Origin of the sequence: Shewanella sp. TB7-MNA-CIBAN-0143, from assembly GCF_040310065.1 — a bacterium.
Taxonomy (GTDB): domain Bacteria; phylum Pseudomonadota; class Gammaproteobacteria; order Enterobacterales; family Shewanellaceae; genus Shewanella.
On sequence record NZ_JBEOPL010000015.1, the window covers coordinates 1 to 20,827 of the forward strand.

Sequence of the window (20,827 nt, forward strand, 5' to 3'; positions counted from 1 at the left end):
CGCTGTGGAGTTAAATCCAGAGCAACACAAAGAAGCTGCTTAACAATTTAGGCGACAACTGTCTTGAAAAACGCCGTGGATGCACTTATAGATTGTCATTGAGCTTGTCGTAGAGAGTAAATTGATAGCATCCCCCGAACCAATTATTGGCATCTCTGAATGAAATGGCATTACACCTTGTTGATTTTAAAAGTCTAATACAACGAAGATTACCTGATCACATTGTGGAAAAAGCTGTTCCATCATAGTATTTTTTAACGTTCGCAATCGTGGATTGCACCGTGCAAAAGCACAAAATTTTCAATACGAATAATTGATTACGGTATTTCTAGTCGAGGCATGATTATTCGCAAGATCCGCTAGAGCAGCGGAAAAAGTCGATTTGACGACAAACAACAATTCACTGCACTACATAAAATCAAGGTTTCGACCTTTGTTTTTGTTTGTCGATCTTGTGCACCAGTTTGCTTGGGAGTCTTTGACAGGCCTATGGTGATTGCAGACTATTAATTAGTTTCTTACTTAGGCTGTTGTTGAATAATGTTATCTTCTTGACCTTTTAAATACTGTGGATGATATGGATGATATGGATGATATGGATGATATGGATGATATGGATGATATGGTTGATCGGTAAGCAATGGAATGGACACAACCTCACCCATTCGTCCCATATGCTGACAATAGAGTAAACTAGCAGCAGGAGTCTTTTTTATAACCAGTGAGGTTTTTATGAAAAACACGATAAGAGTCGGTGTCGATTTAGCCAAGAACGTTTTCCACATTCATGCTGTTAATGAAAGTGAAGATATTATCTGGCAAGGAAAATATAATCGTACTAACTGGATGAAGGCCATTGTTAAGCGTGTACCGACAACGGCAGTCATTGGCATGGAAGCTGTGGCTCTGCAAATTATTCGGCTCGAGAGCTTCATCTATTTATCCTCTAAAGCTTGCGATATAAAGCTTTTCCCCATTGTCCTAACTGCCCACAGTAAGTGAGCAAATGGTGGGTAGGCTAGTTTCTCCTGATTGGCTTTTTTGCATACGGCTGTGTTTACCATCGAAAAAGGCCAATACTCTGAACTAATAAAGTGATTCTTCATAACTCAGGCTACACGTTGGGCGTGCAAGCGCGATTAGCCCCTGTTTGCGTCCTAGGCTGACAATCACGAAGAACGTGAGCTTTAGCGTAAGCCCAGGGGCGAGTACCACAAATATCATCATGCAATATCGGGTAATTGCATAGCCTAAGCCATGTGGCTGTTCGAGTAAGGCAATGCCAATACACCAACCAAGGCCTGCCAGAATGGCTATTGGAAAGGTAATAGGTGCGAGTCGCATCATAAATTGCATGTTATATCCTTCCTAATTGGATCCGCAGCAGTGTTGGCTACGTTCGTTGGTAATCCCCCCTAAAAAAAGCTATTCCACTAATTGGACGTCTCTATACTTCAATATAAGGTATTTCAACTGCTTGAGCTTTTAAATACTCGGTTCTTGTAAGTATGTTGTCACTCAGTTGCTGAAAATACTTTATATCATTAGCAGAAAAATGAGATTGAGTTTTCAGACTTTCAATCAACGATTCAGTAGATAGTTGTTTTATCACTTTATTTGCCAATTCAGTCAATAACCTAGATAACAGTTTCTTATCGATACCACATGTTTCTGCGAAATCAGCCAGTTGATACGCGTGAATATCATTGGGGTCAAACTCATCTCCCATAGCCATCGCCAACATGTGTTTAAATTGAGGGAACAAAGCGATATTGACGAGATCATAAGCTGGAGTGAATCGTGCGTTATTTCTATCAAAGAATAGTGAAACGTTCTTGCCGTGACTGTCGTAGTTGCTGATCATTAAATTAAACAGTTGCCAGTTTATAAGCCATTGCTTACTTTCAATTGGCGAAGACATATGTTCAGTGAATTCAAATAGCTTTACTAAGCTAGCTCCATCTCGAATATGTTGAACATCTCTTCCGTCACCCAAGTTTCGCTCATATTTGTAGTCTCTTGGTAAATTCAATGCTTGGCAGCCATCGATAACATGACGTCTCATTACTTTGTTGGAGTTGGCAACATATTTGCGGTCAAATCGTTTTACGATGAGCGATGGGTGCGGTCCAAAATGTCTATACTCAACATCAGCAGTTGGCAATCCAACTGCACTAGAGAGCTTCATACAAAAGAATTCGTTCAAGACGAGATTAGGACAGTTTCTCTTTTCAAATTTTAAAATATGGGTAGAACAGAGTGAGCCATCACCAAAGCCAATAGTGCCTTTCTCATCAATAAAAACATTTAATTTATCTTGAACTCCGGCCACGCTGAGACGTGGCTTATCGTCCCATATGAGTAGGCCAAATTCTTCTTTATTGTCGAGTCTTGTAATTAACTCTTCTTCTTCAAGTATTCTAAAAGACGGCTGGTTGTGTTCTTCTTCTAATGACGGTAAAAATGTCACAGCGCCTGCTAAGTCATTTCCAATGGCACGGACTTGTGAATAAACATTTTTCTCTGAAATACCCAGATTTTCAGCCAATAGCTTTCTTGCTTCACCTTCAGGCAAGGCATTATCTAGAAAGTTGTAAGCGACTTCTGGTGAGTGTTGATTATCCAGTGATAAATGGGGTGAGATAGCAAAACCTTCGTTTTGCCACTGCGGTGAATAACTAAGTTTTAATAAGTTGGTAGTGTTATCTAAAGATAAATTTCCAATCACTTGATCAGCGTATTTGATGTCTAGCCTGTATGCGTAAGCTTTTGTCATATCTAAACCCAGTCATCGTGAGGTGATGATATCTTTTCTAAAGGGGTTAATTCTTTAGAGGTTAGCTTAATACCTAATCCGTTTAAAATAGAAAATACCGCTGATAAAGTGCAGTTTGAATTTCCGTTTTCAATACGTGATAAAGTATTAATACCAATTCCGCATAGCGCGGCACAGTCTGCTAATTTTAGGCCGAGTTCCGTTCTTTTTGCTTTGATGAGTTGGCCCAGAACTTCTGCATTATCTATGAATGCAGAGCTAGGCATTTTCGAAGCTGTTACTTTCTTAGCCATCAATCGAACCTTACTAAAAATTAATCACCGATTTCAGTGATTATAGAACGATTCCAGTAACTTTTAAATATATTCACCGATAAAGGTGATTATATTACTCTCGTGAAATGTATCATCAATAAATAACCGATAGTGGTGATTATTTGACTAGTTAACAAACAATCATCACAGCGGCAATCTATTTCAATGTTGATTTTTGTTGAGTTACTTTAATATGTCTCTCATCTCAATTATACGCTGGGGCGAGTACGCTCCTGTTCTCATCACTGCAAATTCAGCGAGTGTTAATTCAAAAAGATTTGGATTATGCTCAATAATGTAACAACTACCGCTATGTGTTATTACCTCCAATTTTTCTCCTTTAATTTGTTTAGTCACTATTTTGGATGTCACTATTTGTTGGGACTCGCCAAATGACTTGTATTTCGATTTTTAAAATTGAAGGGAACTGACGTTTAATAAAGGTTCTAGAAGGTTTGGAGTTACCGTCATGACCCTGTTTGATAGTTACATGACGGTAAATGAATGTTTGTAACTCTTTGTAAAGGTTAGTAATTTCCACTCTATACTCTGACTCTGAATGTGGTGCAGCTTTTGATTTTAGCTTTAATTCAATGTGTTACTTGTGCCTTTGTGTGTGTAAAATACATTTAGTCACCACTTTAGTACCACTTTGATTGGTCTGTAAGCTGATATTCTTATGGGCAAACTCCCCCTTGGTATTTCATTTTTTTCATTCATATTTTTTGGTCAGTCTCTTTTATGGCAATACGCGTTAGCATGTCATCACATATTTAACGTCTATAGCGTGTAAATATTACTTTAACGGTTATAGCGTGTAAAACTCGATTTACCTGCTATAGCGTGTAAAGTGTTATTGGAACTGTTTATATAGGTAAAGTGATTATGAAGGTGACGAACTCAAAGCAGCTTAGCGCGTATCTTAAAGATGCACGGCTGAATATGAAGCTATCGCAAAGTAAAGCGGCTAGTAAGGTCGGCATTTGTCAGGATACGGTTTCTAGTTTTGAGCAGAACCCTGACTCTACTAAAATAGAAACACTGTTTAAGATATTATCGGCATTAAACCTTGAGCTAGATATTAAAGTTAGAAATCCAGAGTTAGGGTGTGAGCTTGTAGATGATAACGCTATACCGACTGAGCAAGAATGGAAGGAGGAGTGGTAATGGCTATCCTTGATGTTTATATGAATGGTTACCTAGTCGGAGAGTTAACTAAATCGACCACAGGCTCCCATCTGTTTAAGTATGAACAGCAATGGTTAGATACCTCCAGTAGTCGTCCCATCTCTTTGTCTATGCCACTGCGTAAGCAAGCTTATAAAGGTGATGAGGTTTACAATTTCTTCGATAATCTACTCCCAGATAATATAGCGGTGAGAAACAGAATTGTTGCTCGCCACAATGCTAAATCGACCCAAGCGTTCGATTTATTGGCTAAAGTCGGCCAAGACAGTGTCGGTGCATTGCAACTTGTACCACATGATCAACAGCCGTTTGATATCAAAAAGATTGAGTCTAAACCCTTATCAGATAAAGAATTGGAAAGAGTGTTAAAGGGTTATCAGTCGGATATTCCATTAGGCATGTTAACCGATGAAGATGACTTTCGAATATCGATAGCAGGTGCCCAAGAAAAAACGGCCTTACTTAATCTAGATGGACAGTGGCGGCTTCCTATTAAGGCGACCCCGACAACGCACATCATTAAGCTGCCCATAGGTTCGATACCGAGTCATTCACAACATACTCTTGATATGTCTGACAGCGTTGAAAACGAATACTTATGTATGATGATTGTGAGGGAGTTTGGTTTAGATGTACCACAATGCTCTATCATTAAGGTGGGTGATGTTAAGGCGCTTGCTGTGGAACGCTTTGACCGTAGGCTCTCATCTGATGGTAAATGGATTATGCGTTTGCCCCAAGAGGACTTTTGCCAAGCATTAAACATTCCGCTAGCGAGAAAATATGAAAGCCACGGCGGCCCCGATATTGAGCAGATTATGTCATCTTTATTAGGCTCCACCAATTCAGAGCAAGATCGAGTTAACTTCATGAAGTCTCAGGTACTGTTTTGGCTATTAGCGGCAACCGATGGTCACGCTAAAAATTTCTCACTTTTTATTGAGGCGGGTGGCGGATATCGACTAACCCCTTTTTACGATATTTTATCTTTGTATCCTGTGCTCGGCGGTAAAGGGGTAAATATTTGCGATGCAAAGCTGGCTATGGGGCTCAAAGCGACAAGAGGTAAGAAGTACCAAATAGCAAAGCTCTTACCAAGGCACTTTATTCAAACCGCAAAAGCCGTAGGTTTTGATCCTGCAACTATGGCGGACATTATGAATGAGATAGCCAATTCAGTTGACTCAGTCATCACTAAAGTTAACTCACAGTTACCTCAAGATTTTCCAGTGCATATAAGAGATACGATTCTTGATTGCTTAAAGGATAGATCTAGACGACTACTTAACTAGCAATTGGCTTCTTGTTGGTCTCGCTTAAATAACACTCATACATAATAGGTGCTTCATTTGCCTGCCTAATAAACCCCACCAGAGTGCTTATCAGAGCACAAAACAGCTCCCATCTGACTTACGCTTAAGCCATCCACGTGAGATGCCTCATCCTACAGCCTCAGATAATGGCGTTTCATTGGAGGGCGTTTTGGCGGTTTTTAGTCTCACCGGTGTATGAGTGGTGGTAAAAAGTTGATTTAAATCGGTTAATTAGTTTTTGGTTGGTATCTCGGTAAAACAGGTCCAACCTATTCGTAAAAAGTGGTTTTAAATCAATCGTTTAGTTGTTTTTGTTGGATGTGGTTGGCGGTTTAATCGCCTATCCACTCAAAGAAAGTAAGCCACAATGTAATATCTTTGATGTCGATTTCAATGCGATTTCTGTTATGGCTTAAATCGATCTGAGGTGACTTAACGTCTGAATATTGGTTTCGTGTAAATCAGCGAGTTTACTTTGATAAGTATTTTAATACGATAGGCACTAAAAATCACCCTTTAGTAAACTTACGCAACAAACTTATAATGGTTATTTGCAACCCAATGTTGAGTAAACTAAGCCGATCGAATGTCTGTCTGCGTTAAAGGTTAGTCGGAGTAAAAAATTCAGTAAGTTTACTTTGGATGAATTATCGCATTTAGCGGCCAAAGCCATGTTGCCAGAAAAGCTGGTGCTGGATCCTGCCAAGCAAACAGTGGAAGGTTTCTAAGAAGTATGGACGAAAGAAAAAGTGCATTTGCCGCTGACCAAATCTATGATTGAAGTCATTGAAAAACCCTTGCGAGATCTGCCATTAGGCTGATAGAGGAAGATCCAACACAAGCCATTCAATGTCATGTAACACCCAACCTATGGCACAGTTACTTGTCGATCAATCCACAAGTTAACCGTTATTTTGTATTGGACTCATTTTCTGAACAAATCATGCATCTTCATGAGCTGTAAGAGGTTGAGCGGTCATCTCATTCTTACCTAAACCCATTAAAAGGATCACAGTTAGGCGTAACTTGACAGAGAATGCTGTCCCCCTCACATCTAGCTCAAAAATTGCTCTTCATAGGAGCAAACAATTCTAACCAACTCATCTAGCTCATTTCCCAGTTCGGTATTAGGTTCTGCATTCCATATTTGCTCAATTCGCTTCAAGGCTAGCTGATGCTTGGCAGAATTCGATATCTGGCATGTCGTCAGAATTTCTCTGATACCAATACACATATCTGAGCTTTCTTTGAGACAAATCGCTTTATCCTCATCCACAACGTCAAAAATATTATCGAATAGTAGCCCCTCGCAAGTACTTAAGTCTTGAGCGTTTGCTATCCTAATGTTTAAAGCGTTCATCGATATCGGCTTTTTACTCATGTTAGATATACCCAATATAAAATGTATTTATTACCAGTATAGTGACTTTGTGGCTGACCTCATTGTGCTACTTAACTAAAAGTGGCTAAGCCGGCTTGTAATGAATGAACCTTGTTATTAAACTCACAATAACCGTCATGTCTCATTAATTCAGTGCCATTCAGCACTTTTGCGGTGTTAACAATAATTGTCAATGTCGTCGATAGAGTCTCCAACAATAAGTGAGTGTCAGTTTGTTTTGGTTGGTGGTGGTCCAACCTAAGCATACCCACCCATTTGAATTGACTTTATATAATCGATCAACAATTTACCATCGCCACTAACACAAACCCCTAAAGCTGTGATATTACCGAATGCGGGTATAGGCTCTTGAGTAAACCAAGAGATGACCTTATTGGCATCACCTGAAAAACTCAGTAATACAGGGATCAGGTAATCTTGGTCATCAATTGTAAAATAACACTCAAGAAGTGCTTTGAGTTGTTGATATGAAGCTTCTTGGGTCGTTGTCATCAGTAGTTCCTTAACATGTTCATAATATGATGTTCGAAAGCGATGATGCTGTCATGGTAAATACGAGTGCTACCATCATTGTTCTTTATCAATAACGGATAAGTCGATTTTGATTGGCCGTACCATATTTAGCTTTGACTTGCCTTAGCCATCCAGCATTAGCATAAAAATGTGCATATTTTATTAGTATTGTTTTGATTTAGAATGAACCCAGTCGCTCACTCTTCCTAATAAGCATTATTTTTAGCACTCAACATCAAACTCATTATCTTCCTACTTCTAAGCAGGCATTATACCTTTTATAAACTCAGCAAACGGCGCAACATTACTATCTATCGAGGCACTCTCCAGCGGATCAAGGTACTTGGTACGGTGAGTTACAGGAATAATTGTCCAATGATAACCTCCGAGCAAGAACATAAAGTTCATCAAAAACCTGCTAGTTCTTCCATTTCCATCTGGGAACGGGTGTATGTACCCCAAGAAGAAATGCCCCAGTACAAAATAAAAGGTGGGGACAAAGCCAAAAGATGGCGGTTAGCCCCTCTAAACGAAAAAACCCACAACAGAAGTCGTAGGCTTAATCTTTATCTTTATCTTTATCTTTATCTTATGTCTTTGGTGGGCTGCCGAAGCAGGAATATCCAAAGCGCTCAGAGTCATATTAGTACAAAACTGACGGTATCGACAATATTAATCGATCTTAGGACTTTCAATGCCACATGAAGCAATAGAGCAAACGTTATCGATAAGTCGCTTTGCAACATATAGAAACGCTGTTTGTACTTCTCCAGGGAGAAAATATCAACCAAAACAGAAGATTAAAGTAGAAGTGGTAAACATACCAGCCTATACGAAAGAACCACAACCGCTTCAAATAAACTATGATTTTTTGTCTGATGCAAACAGTGCAGCGCATAAATGACTAAAACGTTAGTTGCCTTATCAATATTACATGTCCAATTAACTGTACAACTTAAACGTATAAGGCTATACTTGTGCAATTAAATGTACATGTGGAGGTTCATATGAAGATCGTATCTTTTACTGAAGCTAGAAACAGTCTCAAAGCCGTTTTAGACGGTGTCGTTAATGATGCTGACACAACCGTAATAACTCGCCGTGACTCGGAAGATGCAGTGGTTATGTCTCTAGACTATTACAATAGTCTTATGGAGACAGTTCATTTACTTCGCTCGCCTGAAAATGCCGAGCATTTAAATCGTTCCATAGCGCAGTATCGTGCTGGTAAAACAACAGCACGAGAGTTAATTGATGAGTAGTCGCATGCGTTTACTTTCCTGGACTGACGATGCTTGGAATGACTATTTGTACTGGCAAACTCAAGACAAGAAAACACTAAAGCGAATTAATAAGCTGATCAATGATGTTAAACGTTCGCCATTTGAGGGCATAGGTAAACCAGAGCCACTAAAGGAAAACTTATCTGGCTTTTGGTCGCGTCGTATTGATGACACAAATAGGCTTGTTTATGCTGTTGATGATCACGCTATCACGCTAATTTCGTGTCGTTACCACTACTAAAATTAGCTTCATCGCTAAGCAACTAAATAACGTTGATAGCGGTAGGTTTTATCGTCATGATAAAATCGACCTTTTTTGACAGAGTCTAAATCTATACTAAAGCGAGTTTAGTGGATGGTAGCATTATCGTTAAAAAGCAGCGTGATCTAACATTTCTTACCTATTAAACCTTTATGTATCAGGTTTAATACAAGAAAGAAGCGGTTATGACAGTTAGTTCGCAGAGGAAACCCTGTTCTGGTTATGGAATACAAGAGGGCCAATGTAAAAATACCAGAATTGCCTATTGTGCTGGCTAACGATGAGCTAAAAAGGGCGTTCGAAAAGTATATTAAATGGCTGGTTGAATTGGGGAACAATACGATACCTCACAAGCATTACCTGAGCCTAAACCCAAACGCCCCGTTATTTGTCGATGAAAATCTCAAGCCGTTCACAGTGCAAAATAGAGGGGAAAGCATCAGCCCACACGCAATGAACAGGCTGTTAGATCAGTTAATTAAAAATGCAGGGCTCTGGGATGCAGGTGTAAGGCGTCTATCACTTGTTAGAACGTGCGTTATTGAGTCATATAAAGCAGGAATGAGCACAAATGATATCATGATCACAACAGGCTTTAGTGATGATTCCATTAGCAAGACCCTCGCAATGGATTATACGGCTTTTAGTCCGATTGCAGAGTGGTTTATCAAAAGAAAAGCAACAAAACAAAAAAGGTTAGAATCCTTCAAGTTGAGAAGAAAGTGGATGATATGACAAATAAAGAACAAGGCGAATTTTCAAAGTATTGCAAAGCTAATTGTGGCCTAGATGCAACAGAAGTCGCAGATCTCGCCCAGGTTCCACGCCGTACCTTTTATGATTGGTGGAAGACCCGCCGCCGCGCCGTTGAATTGATAGTGTTGGGTTTGAAAATAGAACGTGATAGCAAATAGTGTGCAGTATTCGCTCAAAATAACGTTGCATGTGAGCGGCTATCGCTCATAATAGTTTTAAGTTAATCAGATAAGGCGTACAGATGAGTCCAGCAATTTACCGAGAAAGAGGGTTTAAGTTCTTCTTTTTCTCCAATGAAGAAGCAAGAATGCATGTTCATGTCGTAGGGCATGAAGGCGAGGCAAAGTTCTGGTTAGAACCTGAAATTGGCTTAGCCAGCAGCTACCACCTTTCAGTTAAAGAGCTTTTTAAACTTGAGCACAGCGTTAAGGATCACGAAGATGAAATCAGAGCAGCTTGGAATAAACACTTTGGCTAAGGTCTTGGGAGTTACTCCCCATGGTCTTTGGCTGTTTGCTAAAGGGGAGGAGCACTTCTTAAGTTTTGAAGCCTTTCCTTGGTTTAAGGATGCGGCTGTAAGCGCCGTCTTTAATGTTGAAGAGCAAGGTCGAGATGGTTTTTGTTGGCCAGATCTTGATGTGGACTTATCTATGGACGGTATTAAACACCCTGATAAGTACCCATTGAAAGCCAAGCACTGACAAAGGAAACAGGCACATGGAAATTGAGGGGGTAATTAGCTCTTTACGCTCGACTGATAGGTATGTTGAAACCATATTTCTTGAAGGTGGGTGTTACCAATTTCGCCAGTTTCTGGCCGCTCTGTTTCCTGAAGCCAAAGCCCTGATTAATGTGGGGCGAGATCACGTTGTTACTCTACTAAATGACACTTGCTATGACATTACTGGAAAGGTTGAAAGCGCTGGGTATCATGAGTTGTCGAGATTGGATTTATCGCTTGTAGAGAGCTGGAGCTTTTCAAGGACAAGACATAGGGGATATTTCCTGAATAAAGTAGGGAGAGCATTGTGCTGCACTGCCTGCATTAGATTACTCAACAGCCTCTTCTACTTTGTAGTTTTCTTTCCAATGCCTCGCGAGAGGCAGCATTAAAATGTGAAGAGCAAGCCACCATAAATACTTCGGAGCAGTTCCCCAATAGTTTGATGCAGGCATATACCCATGAGATAGCTGGTTTCTGAGATCTCCGTACATTTTATCTAACAGGATCACTTGCAGGTTACTTGTAATATCAGAGCCAAGCGTATCTATAATGGCTTAGTGTCCTAGCAATGCTTTTATGCTGCGTAATAACATGAAACCGATCGCTCAATAACATTGAAGACGATCACTTTTTTGTTTTCCAGTAGACCTAGAGTGTGAAAAACTTGGTTCAGCTAAACCAGCCGACTTGGGGGAGTCTGTAAGGCTGCCAGAATAAAAGCTATACCGTCACTAATAATGCGTCACTAGCTTATCGAAAAGAAACTGTTCAAAAATGCCTGTTTGCCCACCACTTGCCTATGGCTTTTACTCAATTTTAGTGGAGCTTCTTGGTTATGAGTACGAAAAACAGTGGTGTTTTCACTTTGCTGTTAGAGCTAAAAAATAGCCGTTTTGAAAGGCTTTATCAAGTAAATTTTCAATACCTTTTCTATTAATGGATACAATAGTGGCTATTTTTGCTTCTTTACCGCTACAATGGATATAACTGTATCCACTGAGTCGTTGCGGATGAATTTTACCTTACTTGATGATACCGATGTTAGCCAAGCCTATGCTGCTTATTTGCGTGAGTTACGCCAACGCGCAAAACTATCACGAACGGCATTGGCAGAACGCAGCTGCGTGCCTGCGTCCACCATTAAGAAATTCGAGCTGACAGGGCAAATTTCATTTCGCCAATTGCTGTTGCTTTGGCAGACTCTCGACTCATTGGATAGGCTTTATCAGCTCACGCAACCTAACAAAGAGCGCTTTGCTACCCCCATTAGCATTGATGAGGTCCTAAAAGATGAGTTTTAAACCCATTCAAAAACTCACCGTAACCCGCACGTTAAGCTCAGGTGAGCAGGTATCGGTAGGGGTCTTGGCTCAGAACCGGCAAGGCGTTTTTTTTCAGTATGCAGACAGCTATTTGCAGCAGTTTGGCAATTTATCGCCTTTTACTTTACAAGCTCATACGCAAGTTCAAGCAGCACCTAAACAACCGCATCAAGGTGTGCATGGCGTATTTGGGGATTGTTTGCCCGATGGTTGGGGCATGCTGTTACAAGATCGTATTTTTCGGCAAAAAGGGATTCTGCCTAATCAATTAACAGCGATGGACAGGCTGGCCTTTGTTGGTGATAAAGGCATGGGGGCGCTGTCTTTTTCTCCGGAGTCTGAGTTTTCAACCTCGACGCACGCTGATATTGATTTAGCAACCTTGGGCTTAGAAGCACAAACGCTGTTCGATTCTTCAATGTCAGGTTATATGGATGACAACAACGATGATTTAGATGGGCATACTCAACAAGTGTTGGCCGCATTAGTCGCTGGGGGGAGTTCGGGTGGAACAAGACCAAAGGCGCAGATTTATATGCCTGCCGGGGAAACTCAGCATTGTCGAACCGTAGCCCAATCCGGTGATGAAGCTTGGCTGATTAAGTTTACCTCGAAAAATCTAGCGCTCGGTCATGAAGAAGGCTTGTGTGAGGCGGTCTATTTGCAAATGGCCGAGCAAGCAAAGTGCCAACCGCCAATTTGGCAACTTATTGAAGCACCAAATACAAGCGGTGCGCCTGCTTGGTTGGCGCTCAAGCGTTTTGATTACGTCACTGAACAGACCCATTTAAGCAGCAAGCGCAGTTCAGGCCGCTTGCATATGCACAGCGCCTGCGGGCTGCTGGATACAGACTTTCGAACGCCAAGTTTAGATTACATTGACTTGATCAAAGCCAGCCGTCAGCTGTGTAAATCTCCAGCCGCTGGGCAACTGCAATTTCGCCGCGCCATTTTTAATCTACTGTCGTCTAACCAAGACGACCACAGTAAAAACTGGGCGTTTTTGCAAGCTGATGATGGCCAATGGAATCCTGCACCTTTTTTCGATGTTACGTACAGCCCACATCCATTTAACGAACACGCCACTGCATTCGGAGGTTATGGCAAAGCGCCACCGATTAAGGTGATGCAAAAACTTGCGAGCAGTGCAGGCTTTTCGAATTGGAGTGATGCAAGGCAAGTTATTGAAGAAGTTGCTGAAGCACTCAGCCAATTTACTTATCTTGCACAGCAACAAGGGACCAGTAAAACGACAGTATCTGCGATTGCTAAGACATTGGAGCAGCGTAAACAGGAAAACGCAGCGCTTTTTCTACAATAATAAGAAGGGACACAACAATGAAGCTTGGTCGTAACGATCTTTGCCATTGTGGCAGCGGTAAAAAATTTAAACGTTGCTGTATGAGCAGCCTCTCCAAACAACATGCCCAAGTCTTTGATGATGTCGACGCCATGCTGGCAATGAAACCAAATTTGACCCTTGATGAACTCAACGCTGCTTTACAGCACAAAGTCCAGGATCGCAATAATCAACCTCATCCCGATTTTTGTGGTGTGACACCAACGCAAATGGCCAATTGGCTTTATGCGCCTTTCGATGAATTACAGTGGGTGACAATCAGCACACCATATGAGCTGTTGGCCAGCCCGGTGATGCGTTATCTCGCTCTCATTCTTGATGAGGCCATGGCGCAAGATGGATCATTCAAAGCAACGAGCAAAGGCAACTTACCGGCTAAATTGGTCAAACAGGCCAGTGAGTTATTGCCTGAGTTTGCCGTTGCTCAATTCGATCGTCACATTAGTATCAGTGAGTTTGCAGGTAGTAACGAAGATAAGTTTAATGCTTTGCACTACACCAGAGTGCTAGCCGAAATTAGTGGCATTATTTATCGACGCAGCGGCCGCTACCATGTGAAAAAATCAGCGCAAAAACAGTATCAGGCCGAAGGTATACAAGCATTTTTCAAACTTATGTTAGAAGCTGCAATCAGCAAATATAACTGGGGGTATTTGGACGGTTTTGAATACAATATCGACTTGCGACCCTTTTGGTTGTTCATGCTGTGGCGTATTCAAAGCCACAACAGTGTGGATCAGCTGGTTGAAGAGGTTATGACGGCATTCCCCGATTTACGACAGTCTTTCCCTACGGAAGATGACTTCTCGTCAGAAAGAAGTTTAAGCATACTCATTGAATCACGTTTTATTGAGCGATTTTTACAGTTTTGGGGATTTGTGACCATTGACCCCAGACGTTATTTAAACGCTGAACCCGTCGCCAGAGTGGTTCAGGTACAGCCTTTGTTAAAACACACCTTTCAATTCACCATTAACGCATAGCAAGGTCATCGTGAGCGAATATCAATACTATAAATTCGAGCGATTGGATGGGTACTTGGATGCTAAGGCACGCCAATCACTCAGAACCGTTTCAAGCCGCGCTGAGATCAGCGCTACGTCCTTTCAGGTGTATTACACCTACAGTGACTTAAAGGCAGAACCCGCTGAGCTGATGTTAACATACTTCGACATTGGTTTTTACTATGCCGATTGGGGCACAATCGATGCTTAATCAAGCTACCAGCAGGAACTCTTCCTGATGCGTTACTTGGTTTTTCACGTGATGGGTTTCATGTACACGAAAGTGAAGAATGGCAATTGCTGATTTTTTCCCTCGAGGAGTATTATGAATATTTTGACGATGAAAATGCTAACGACTTTTTCCAGTATTTAGCTGGTTTACGCAGCGAGTTAATCCAAGGTAATTGGCGCCTTGTGTACTTTATGTGGCTCAAAGCGTTAGATTGTAATGACGAACTTGAGGAAATACCTTTAATTCAATTCGATTTTGAGCATCTTAGTGAGGAATTACAGGCTTTTTCTGCGCTGTATGATATTTCCTTAGCTTGGGTTAAAGCACTTGCGATGGTACTGAACGAACAACCACGTCACCAAGCAAAACAAGCCCAATTTCAGTATGATGTGTGGCTGCATAATCTCACGGAAGCGGAGAAAAACACGCTATTAAGCACGCTTTTTGAACAAGGCCAGCTAACCCGTCATCAAGCCTTAGCGATGACGCGAAAAGAATCTGCCAACAAAGACGAAACCTATCAGTATTGGTTAACCCCCGACGTGATTTCTTCTTACTTTGAACAAGCTCAAAGCCAATTACAGCAGGAGCAAGCCGCAGCGCTCGCAAAAAAATGGCGATTGAAAAAGCGGAAAAAGAGAAAATGTTGACGGATCTCTACAATCAGCGTGAGCGCTGCTGGCAGCAAGCACAAGAGCAAGCGGATCGAACTTGCGCCAGTGGTTACGATGCGGCATCACGCGATTTGCATCAGCTGAACGAAGCCTATCAGTTCAAAGGGGATCGTCCTGCTTTTGAACAGAGTTTCAAATGCTTCATTGTGGCTAATAGTAGCCGTAAAGCGCTGTTAAACCGGCTCAAAGATCTACTTTAATAGGGCGTCCCGTTTCGCCCCTTTCTGTAGTACAAACATGTGATAGCCAAACTCGCCTAGTTAGCGTCAATCACCCTAAGCAGCAATACACCCACCTCGTCAGCAGCGGGTTTTGCGTTTGCCCGAGGTGAAGGTAAAAACTGGTTTTGGCCGCAGTACCATATTATGCCCCTGTTTATACAAAGAGAGAGGCCAACGGTGAATTTCCTCTTTGCTGAGCATCCTGTCTTTACTAGACTCAACGCCACGGGCATCATCTACTGTAAATGGATTATGCGTTTGCCCCAAGAGGACTTTTGCCAAGCATTAAACATTCCGCTAGCGAGAAAATATGAAAGCCACGGCGGTCCCGATATTGAGCAGATTATGTCATCTTTATTAGGCTCCACCAATTTAGAGCAAGATCGAGTTAACTTCATGAAGTCTCAGGTGCTGTTTTGGCTATTAGCGGCAACCGATGGTCACGCTAAAAATTTCTCACTTTTTATTGAGGCGGCAGGTGGGTATCGACTAACTGTGGTCGAGTAATAAAGTGCCATACCAAGTATTAAAGTATCATACTGGTTGCTCAGCGGTTCATTTCTAACGGATTTCCCCGAAGTTGTTATTTATCTAATATGTCGAGAAAACCCCGCGACTTTCGCTACGCTCGGATCACGGGGTTTTCTCGACATATTAGATAAAACAGCCCTTTAACCATAAAGCCAGACTTTAACCATTGTTCCTAGGTTCATCTGGTGATACAGATGGTTCACTCAAAAGCGGTGAACAGCGCTTCATACGACCTCACGTCGCACGCCCCAATGTGAGCTACGGCTCAAGTTGTGTTTTTTTGGGGGGGGTACTGATTGTAAAATACAAAAAGTAATGGGTGATAAGAGGCAACACTTGACCTCATTGTCTTGCGCGAGCTACTCACCTCAGCTAGCCTTCAAGCACAAAAAGGCCGCTATTAAGTGGTTTTTTGTATCTTAATCCAATTACAATAGTTAATTTGATGTATCCTTTTTAAGATACAAAATAATAATTAGTATCTATAATCTCATACGCCTAACAAAATATGTATCTTAATTAAGATGCATTTACTGTTAATCTGTAATCAAAACAAATGCAATACAAAATATTATGTATCTATTATGTGATACAAATATCAAATTTGTGTCATCATATTGAAATACGCAAAATGGAAAGTGTATCTAATTTCGATTATGCTTAAGACATAAACAATGGAAAACGAGGTTACTATGTACTCTTTTCGAAGCAATCCGCACAAGCAACAACCCGTTAAGAAAACGGTTTTAAGACAGTACAGAGAACTGGTTGATGCAGTTAAGGGAACGCTAATCCCCTCAATACCTAAAGAGGGCTGGATTAGAACAGTAAGAAAAGCTCTGGATATGTCAGGCGCCCAGCTAGCAGATAGAGCTGGCATGACAAGAAATAGAATTTCAGTCCTTGAAAGGCGCGAGGCTGATGGCGACATAACTCTAAATCAGTTAAGGCAACTGGCTGAAGCTCTAGACTGTGACTTCTCATACACTCTAAAACCTAAAAAGGCTGTTTCTGACATAATGCAAGAGCGTGCGCTGATGATTGCGACAATAGAAGTAAAGAAAGCATCTAAAAATATGTTTCTAGAGGCGCAATCAGTTAGCAAAGAGAAAGAAAATATCTTAATAAATGAACTAGCCGAAGAAATTATGCGTGCCGGTGGGCGTAAGCTATGGGGTAAAAATATGGAAGACAAAGTATTTTGATTATTGATGAACCAGAAGCTGCTACACCACTTGATCCAGATGATATGGAAGGGTTGAAACACCCACACGTAACAACAAGAGAACAACTTAACGAACTTGAACAATCCAATATACTAGCAGGCCAGCAATGGGTTAGTGGTATCTCTGGCCTAACGCTGGATTCTATTTTCTCGGCTGAGTTCGTTCTTGCCCTCCATCAGCACCTATTTGGTGATGTATGGACCTGGGCTGGGGCCACTCGAAACAAAGAGTTAAGCATTGGCTGTGATCCCTTCCAAATCAGGCCCAAGCTCCACAACTTTCTAGAAGATGCCAAGTGCTGGGTAAAGTTCAAACACTACTCACATCTAGAGCTCAGCGCTCGCATACAGCACAAGCTTGTTGAGATTCACCCTTTCCCAAATGGTAACGGCAGGCACTCGCGTATATTTACCGATGTTGTTCGCATGGTTTTACTAGAAGAGCCACCGCTTAACTGGGCAGAGGGCAACCTAGAGAAAGTGAGCGAAGAGCGCAAAGCTTATATCTCTTGCCTTAAGGAAGCTGACAAAGGTGATTTTGCTCCGTTCGTTAAATACCTAGAGAACCTTGGCAATTAACTTAAACAACAGACACAAAAATGTATGGTCCGCCTCGTTATTGCAAATGATATTGTCGATAACGAGGTTGGTTTGCGCTAATGTATTCGGAGTCTTCATTAGGTGCTTCACCACCCGCTCCACGATGAGTTCCGCGCTAGATTGTCCTCAAAAAGCCCAAAGCAGAAAATCGAAAATCGTTATCCAATGCCACCCTCTCAGATAACAAAGTAGCGTTTTCCACATAGTGGAAAATCGAAATTCGTTATCCAATGCCACCCTCTCAGATAACAAAATAGCGTTTTCCACATAGTGGAAAATCGAAATTCGTTATCTCAGCACCTCACTCAGTTAACAAAATAGCGTTTTCCACATAGTGGAAAATCGAAATTCGTTATCCCACGACACCCTCTCAGTTAACAAAATAGCGTTTTCCACATAGTGGAAAATCGAAATTCGTTATCTCACGACCCCACTCAGTTAACAAAATAGTTTTCCACATGCTGGAAAATCGAAAATCGTTAGCTCCCGAAAGGCGAACACTCATTGCAAATGTTCACTGGATTACCCCATTGCCTTTGCTAACGGTATCTGTAAGGTACTGTTTTAATTCACTTAAACCGATTTCAGCGTTTGTAAAATACTGCAATCTTTGATCTGATGGCTTTTACAGCAGCTCGCGAGTGCCGCTAATGATTGTTCTAGTAATGCCAACTCTCGCTGGGTTTGTTGAATGCGGGCAAGTTGTTCGGCAATGATATTGTCGACTAGTGCGCACGACGATTTTGGGTCTTGTTGTGTATCAACCAAGCGCTTGATGTCATCGAGTCCGATGTTTAATTCTCTGCATCGTCTTATGAACACTAATGTCTCAATGTCTTTTTGTTGGTAATGACGATAGCCATTACTGGTACGGATTGGCGGAGAGAGTAAACCAATTTGCTCATAATATCGGATGGTTTTAACCGATACCTGGGCAATTGATGCCAATTCACTTATTTTCATATTGACCTTCCAGTGGCTGTAACCTTTAAGCTTAAGCATATCATTTTCGGTAATGTGTTGTTAAAAGGAAGTTGTATGTTGAGTTATTCTGCGGCGTCATTAATTTTGTCGCTAGGTGTTATTGGGGTGAGTGAAGCCAGTGTGGTGGACGACTCGATAAATACGTCTGGACAGAGTGCAAATCACAGTGAGAATGACAGTAAGAGCCAGACTGAAAACCATGAACATTCTGAGCATGATGCCCCAAAAGTGGATGTCGATGAACACGAGCATGAACACGAAGAAGAAATGGAAACCATTGTCATACAAGCCACTCGCTCTGGGCGAATTGCCGATGAACAACCTATTCGAGTTGAGGTCATTAACCGCGAAGAGATTGAAGAAAAAGCAGCGATGAGACCGGGTAATATTTCTATGCTAGTGGCAGAAACGGGTGGGGTAAGGTTACAAACAACTTCACCTGCGTTAGGCAGTGCTAATATTCGCCTACAAGGCTTGTATGGTCGTTATACCCAATTATTGGCCGATGGTTTACCGTTGTACGGTAATCAAGCAGGATCGATTGGTTTGTTGCAAGTGCCGCCGACTGATTTAAGTCGCGTTGAAATTATTAAAGGCTCGGCGTCATCACTTTATGGTGGTTCAGCACTCGGCGGGGTCATTAACCTTGTGTCTCGAACGCCTGGTGATGAATTAAGCGGTGAAGTGTTGGTCAATGCAACCACGCGCGATGGTCAGGATGTGACCACCTATTTTGAGTCGCCATTGAGCGAGAATATAAAAGGGTCGGTGACGGCAGGTGCTCATTATCAAGACAAGCAAGATATAGATGATGACGGCTGGATCGATCTGGCAGGTTATGAGCGATACACTGTACGTCCTCGATTATTTTGGGAAGGGCAAGAAGGACAAACACTGTATGTGACTAGCGGGTTTATGACCGAGCAGCGTACTGGCGGTACTTTAGGTGATAATACGGTCGCTGATGGTACTTCGTTTGAGCAATCGCAAGATTCAGACCGGCTTGATGGCGGCCTTGTGTTTAGTATGCCGTTACTGGAGACTCTGACGTTTAATACTCGCGCATCGGCGATGGTACAAGATCATGTGCATGTTTATGGTGCCGATATAGAAGAAGACCAACACGAGAGTTATTTACTTGAAAATAGCATCGCAGGTTATACCGATAACAGTGATTGGGTTGTTGGTTTAGCCTATCAGTCTGAAATTTTTGCCTCTGAGACTTTTCCTGAGTTTGATTATTCTTATAAAGTGCCGGGTGCATTTGCTCAACTTGATTATGAGCTGACAGACCAAATCACCACTTCTTACAGTGCGCGCATTGATGATCACAGTGAATATGGTACTCAATTTAGCCCAAGAGTGTCGGTGCTTTATCGCCCAAGTGACTTAACCATAAGAGGCTCTTATGGGGAAGGGTACTTTGCTCCTACACCGTTTGTTGAAGAGATTGAGGCTGCAGGATTATCAAGGTTAGCGCCGATTGACAACTTACAAGAAGAGCGCGCGAAAACGGCTTCGCTTGATGTGAGTTATACCTTTGATGATGTGGAAACGAGTTTGACCTTGTTTGGCTCGAATGTGGATAACGTCACGGGTTTAGAGGCTTTCTCTGCCAATAACGATGGTTCCTTAGACGCTGTTAGGTTGGTTAATGCACCCGGCGAAAGTCAGATCCGTGGTTCTGAAGTGTTGCTGCGTTACTATTTAGGCGATGTTAAGTTGACCGCAAGTTACTTGTATCTAGATGCAACTGAAGTGTCACCCGACGGGGACGGCAGAAGAGCCATTGCCTTAACACCACGTCACTCTGGTGGTTTTGTCGCTATGTGGGAGCAACATAGCAATTTTAGAGCGGGCTTTGAAGCTTATTATACCGGCACTCAAAACGTTAACGATAACCCTTATATTGATGAAACCAATCCTTATTGGCATCTTGGTTTAATGGGCGAAATTACTGTTGGCAGAGTCAGTTGGTTTATTAACTTAGAAAACTTACTCGATGTAAAACAAACCGATGAACATCCTATGTTACTGCCTAATAGATCGCCTAGCGGCCAATGGACTACTGATATCTGGTCACGTAATGATGGGTTTATTGCTAACGCAGGTGTCAGAGTTAAATTTGGTCATTAACTTGTCA

General features: G+C 41.8%; 25 protein-coding genes and 3 pseudogenes. 20 read left to right on the forward strand and 8 right to left on the reverse strand.

The window, feature by feature from the left end; all coding sequences use genetic code 11:
* Nucleotides 1-518: 518 nt before the first annotated feature.
* On the reverse strand, nucleotides 519-653 hold the full coding sequence (locus AAEY97_RS13120) for a hypothetical protein (RefSeq protein ID WP_350999278.1): 135 nt from the start codon (nucleotides 651-653) through the stop codon (nucleotides 519-521).
* 79 nt (nucleotides 654-732) lie between these two features.
* On the opposite strand from AAEY97_RS13120, the gene AAEY97_RS13125 reads away from it, so the two are divergent.
* Entirely contained in the window at nucleotides 733-1,002 is a 270-nt protein-coding gene (locus AAEY97_RS13125; RefSeq protein WP_124731674.1) for a hypothetical protein, read from the forward strand.
* Between the two features lie 84 nt (nucleotides 1,003-1,086).
* Here the strand turns inward: AAEY97_RS13125 and AAEY97_RS13130 are convergent, their stop codons facing one another.
* The 3 genes from AAEY97_RS13130 to AAEY97_RS13140 all read right to left on the reverse strand — a co-directional run bounded on the left by AAEY97_RS13130 (nucleotide 1,087) and on the right by AAEY97_RS13140 (nucleotide 3,069).
* Nucleotides 1,087-1,356, reverse strand: a complete 270-nt coding sequence (locus AAEY97_RS13130; RefSeq protein WP_244212476.1) for a hypothetical protein — start codon at nucleotides 1,354-1,356, stop codon at nucleotides 1,087-1,089.
* Nucleotides 1,357-1,447: 91 nt separating this feature from the next.
* Nucleotides 1,448-2,776, reverse strand: coding sequence for a HipA domain-containing protein (locus tag AAEY97_RS13135; protein WP_124731673.1), 1,329 nt, complete (start codon nucleotides 2,774-2,776; stop codon nucleotides 1,448-1,450).
* A 2-nt stretch (nucleotides 2,777-2,778) separates the two neighbouring features.
* Nucleotides 2,779-3,069 carry a helix-turn-helix domain-containing protein gene (locus tag AAEY97_RS13140; protein ID WP_124013258.1) on the reverse strand — a complete coding sequence of 97 codons (291 nt, stop codon included), beginning with the start codon at nucleotides 3,067-3,069 and terminating at the stop codon, nucleotides 2,779-2,781.
* Nucleotides 3,070-3,975: 906 nt separating this feature from the next.
* On the opposite strand from AAEY97_RS13140, the gene AAEY97_RS13145 reads away from it, so the two are divergent.
* The 3 genes and pseudogenes from AAEY97_RS13145 to AAEY97_RS13155 form a co-directional block, all read left to right on the forward strand.
* Nucleotides 3,976-4,257: a helix-turn-helix domain-containing protein gene (locus AAEY97_RS13145; protein WP_350999284.1), complete on the forward strand. Its 282-nt coding sequence runs from the start codon at nucleotides 3,976-3,978 to the stop codon at nucleotides 4,255-4,257.
* Nucleotides 4,257-5,570, forward strand: a complete 1,314-nt coding sequence (locus AAEY97_RS13150; RefSeq protein WP_350999286.1) for a type II toxin-antitoxin system HipA family toxin — start codon at nucleotides 4,257-4,259, stop codon at nucleotides 5,568-5,570. Before AAEY97_RS13145 ends, AAEY97_RS13150 begins: the two co-directional genes overlap by 1 nt.
* Before the next feature lie 329 nt (nucleotides 5,571-5,899).
* Nucleotides 5,900-6,007: pseudogene (locus AAEY97_RS13155) on the forward strand (IS982 family transposase); the annotation flags it as partial.
* 638 nt (nucleotides 6,008-6,645) lie between these two features.
* Here the strand turns inward: AAEY97_RS13155 and AAEY97_RS13165 are convergent.
* The 3 genes from AAEY97_RS13165 to AAEY97_RS13175 form a co-directional block, all read right to left on the reverse strand.
* On the reverse strand, nucleotides 6,646-6,972 hold the full coding sequence (locus AAEY97_RS13165) for a hypothetical protein (RefSeq protein ID WP_124731671.1): 327 nt from the start codon (nucleotides 6,970-6,972) through the stop codon (nucleotides 6,646-6,648).
* A gap of 258 nt (nucleotides 6,973-7,230) precedes the next feature.
* The gene (locus AAEY97_RS13170) at nucleotides 7,231-7,485 is read right to left on the reverse strand and encodes a hypothetical protein (RefSeq protein ID WP_124013262.1); all 255 of its coding nucleotides are present in this window, start codon (nucleotides 7,483-7,485) and stop codon (nucleotides 7,231-7,233) included.
* A gap of 279 nt (nucleotides 7,486-7,764) precedes the next feature.
* The gene (locus AAEY97_RS13175; RefSeq protein ID WP_350999294.1) at nucleotides 7,765-7,968 is read right to left on the reverse strand and encodes a Fic family protein; all 204 of its coding nucleotides are present in this window, start codon (nucleotides 7,966-7,968) and stop codon (nucleotides 7,765-7,767) included.
* Nucleotides 7,969-8,200: 232 nt separating this feature from the next.
* Here AAEY97_RS13175 and AAEY97_RS13180 point away from each other — a divergent pair, with 232 nt between their 5' ends.
* The 15 genes and pseudogenes from AAEY97_RS13180 (at nucleotide 8,201) to AAEY97_RS13255 (ending at nucleotide 17,679) form a co-directional block, all read left to right on the forward strand.
* Nucleotides 8,201-8,410 (forward strand): hypothetical protein, encoded by a 210-nt coding sequence (locus AAEY97_RS13180; RefSeq protein WP_350999297.1) that lies wholly within the window; start codon nucleotides 8,201-8,203, stop codon nucleotides 8,408-8,410.
* Between the two features lie 103 nt (nucleotides 8,411-8,513).
* Nucleotides 8,514-8,768 carry a type II toxin-antitoxin system Phd/YefM family antitoxin gene (locus AAEY97_RS13185; RefSeq protein ID WP_124013263.1) on the forward strand — a complete coding sequence of 85 codons (255 nt, stop codon included), beginning with the start codon at nucleotides 8,514-8,516 and terminating at the stop codon, nucleotides 8,766-8,768.
* Nucleotides 8,761-9,030: a Txe/YoeB family addiction module toxin gene (locus AAEY97_RS13190; RefSeq protein ID WP_124013264.1), complete on the forward strand. Its 270-nt coding sequence runs from the start codon at nucleotides 8,761-8,763 to the stop codon at nucleotides 9,028-9,030. The genes AAEY97_RS13185 and AAEY97_RS13190 overlap by 8 nt, the downstream gene beginning before the upstream one ends.
* 243 nt (nucleotides 9,031-9,273) lie before the next feature.
* Nucleotides 9,274-9,786: a hypothetical protein gene (locus AAEY97_RS13195; protein WP_350999300.1), complete on the forward strand. Its 513-nt coding sequence runs from the start codon at nucleotides 9,274-9,276 to the stop codon at nucleotides 9,784-9,786.
* Nucleotides 9,783-9,965, forward strand: a complete 183-nt coding sequence (locus AAEY97_RS13200; protein ID WP_124013269.1) for a hypothetical protein — start codon at nucleotides 9,783-9,785, stop codon at nucleotides 9,963-9,965. Before AAEY97_RS13195 ends, AAEY97_RS13200 begins: the two co-directional genes overlap by 4 nt.
* An 83-nt stretch (nucleotides 9,966-10,048) precedes the next feature.
* Nucleotides 10,049-10,285: a DUF4160 domain-containing protein gene (locus AAEY97_RS13205; RefSeq protein WP_350999303.1), complete on the forward strand. Its 237-nt coding sequence runs from the start codon at nucleotides 10,049-10,051 to the stop codon at nucleotides 10,283-10,285.
* A complete protein-coding gene (locus tag AAEY97_RS13210; protein ID WP_124013271.1) occupies nucleotides 10,248-10,508 on the forward strand; it encodes a DUF2442 domain-containing protein in 261 nt (86 codons plus the stop codon). Before AAEY97_RS13205 ends, AAEY97_RS13210 begins: the two co-directional genes overlap by 38 nt.
* Before the next feature lie 16 nt (nucleotides 10,509-10,524).
* A complete protein-coding gene (locus AAEY97_RS21600) occupies nucleotides 10,525-10,920 on the forward strand; it encodes a hypothetical protein (protein WP_502959462.1) in 396 nt (131 codons plus the stop codon).
* 621 nt (nucleotides 10,921-11,541) lie between these two features.
* Nucleotides 11,542-11,832, forward strand: coding sequence for a helix-turn-helix domain-containing protein (locus tag AAEY97_RS13220; protein ID WP_350999306.1), 291 nt, complete (start codon nucleotides 11,542-11,544; stop codon nucleotides 11,830-11,832).
* The gene (locus AAEY97_RS13225; protein ID WP_350999308.1) at nucleotides 11,822-13,174 is read left to right on the forward strand and encodes a type II toxin-antitoxin system HipA family toxin; all 1,353 of its coding nucleotides are present in this window, start codon (nucleotides 11,822-11,824) and stop codon (nucleotides 13,172-13,174) included. Before AAEY97_RS13220 ends, AAEY97_RS13225 begins: the two co-directional genes overlap by 11 nt.
* 17 nt (nucleotides 13,175-13,191) lie before the next feature.
* The gene (locus AAEY97_RS13230) at nucleotides 13,192-14,196 is read left to right on the forward strand and encodes a YecA family protein (protein WP_124731665.1); all 1,005 of its coding nucleotides are present in this window, start codon (nucleotides 13,192-13,194) and stop codon (nucleotides 14,194-14,196) included.
* Nucleotides 14,197-14,206: 10 nt separating this feature from the next.
* Nucleotides 14,207-15,323, forward strand: a pseudogene (locus AAEY97_RS13235) (hypothetical protein).
* 267 nt (nucleotides 15,324-15,590) lie between these two features.
* Nucleotides 15,591-15,839 (forward strand): annotated as a pseudogene (locus tag AAEY97_RS13245) (HipA domain-containing protein); the annotation flags it as partial.
* Nucleotides 15,840-16,549: 710 nt separating this feature from the next.
* Nucleotides 16,550-17,080 carry a mobile mystery protein A gene (locus tag AAEY97_RS13250; RefSeq protein WP_233768636.1) on the forward strand — a complete coding sequence of 177 codons (531 nt, stop codon included), beginning with the start codon at nucleotides 16,550-16,552 and terminating at the stop codon, nucleotides 17,078-17,080.
* Nucleotides 17,077-17,679: a mobile mystery protein B gene (locus tag AAEY97_RS13255; protein ID WP_124013277.1), complete on the forward strand. Its 603-nt coding sequence runs from the start codon at nucleotides 17,077-17,079 to the stop codon at nucleotides 17,677-17,679. Before AAEY97_RS13250 ends, AAEY97_RS13255 begins: the two co-directional genes overlap by 4 nt.
* Nucleotides 17,680-18,273: 594 nt before the next feature.
* Here the strand turns inward: AAEY97_RS13255 and AAEY97_RS13260 are convergent.
* The gene (locus tag AAEY97_RS13260; RefSeq protein ID WP_124731663.1) at nucleotides 18,274-18,663 is read right to left on the reverse strand and encodes a Cd(II)/Pb(II)-responsive transcriptional regulator; all 390 of its coding nucleotides are present in this window, start codon (nucleotides 18,661-18,663) and stop codon (nucleotides 18,274-18,276) included.
* 75 nt (nucleotides 18,664-18,738) lie between these two features.
* Here AAEY97_RS13260 and AAEY97_RS13265 point away from each other — a divergent pair, with 75 nt between their 5' ends.
* On the forward strand, nucleotides 18,739-20,820 hold the full coding sequence (locus AAEY97_RS13265) for a TonB-dependent receptor plug domain-containing protein (RefSeq protein WP_350999313.1): 2,082 nt from the start codon (nucleotides 18,739-18,741) through the stop codon (nucleotides 20,818-20,820).
* The last annotated feature ends 7 nt before the right edge of the window (nucleotides 20,821-20,827 follow it).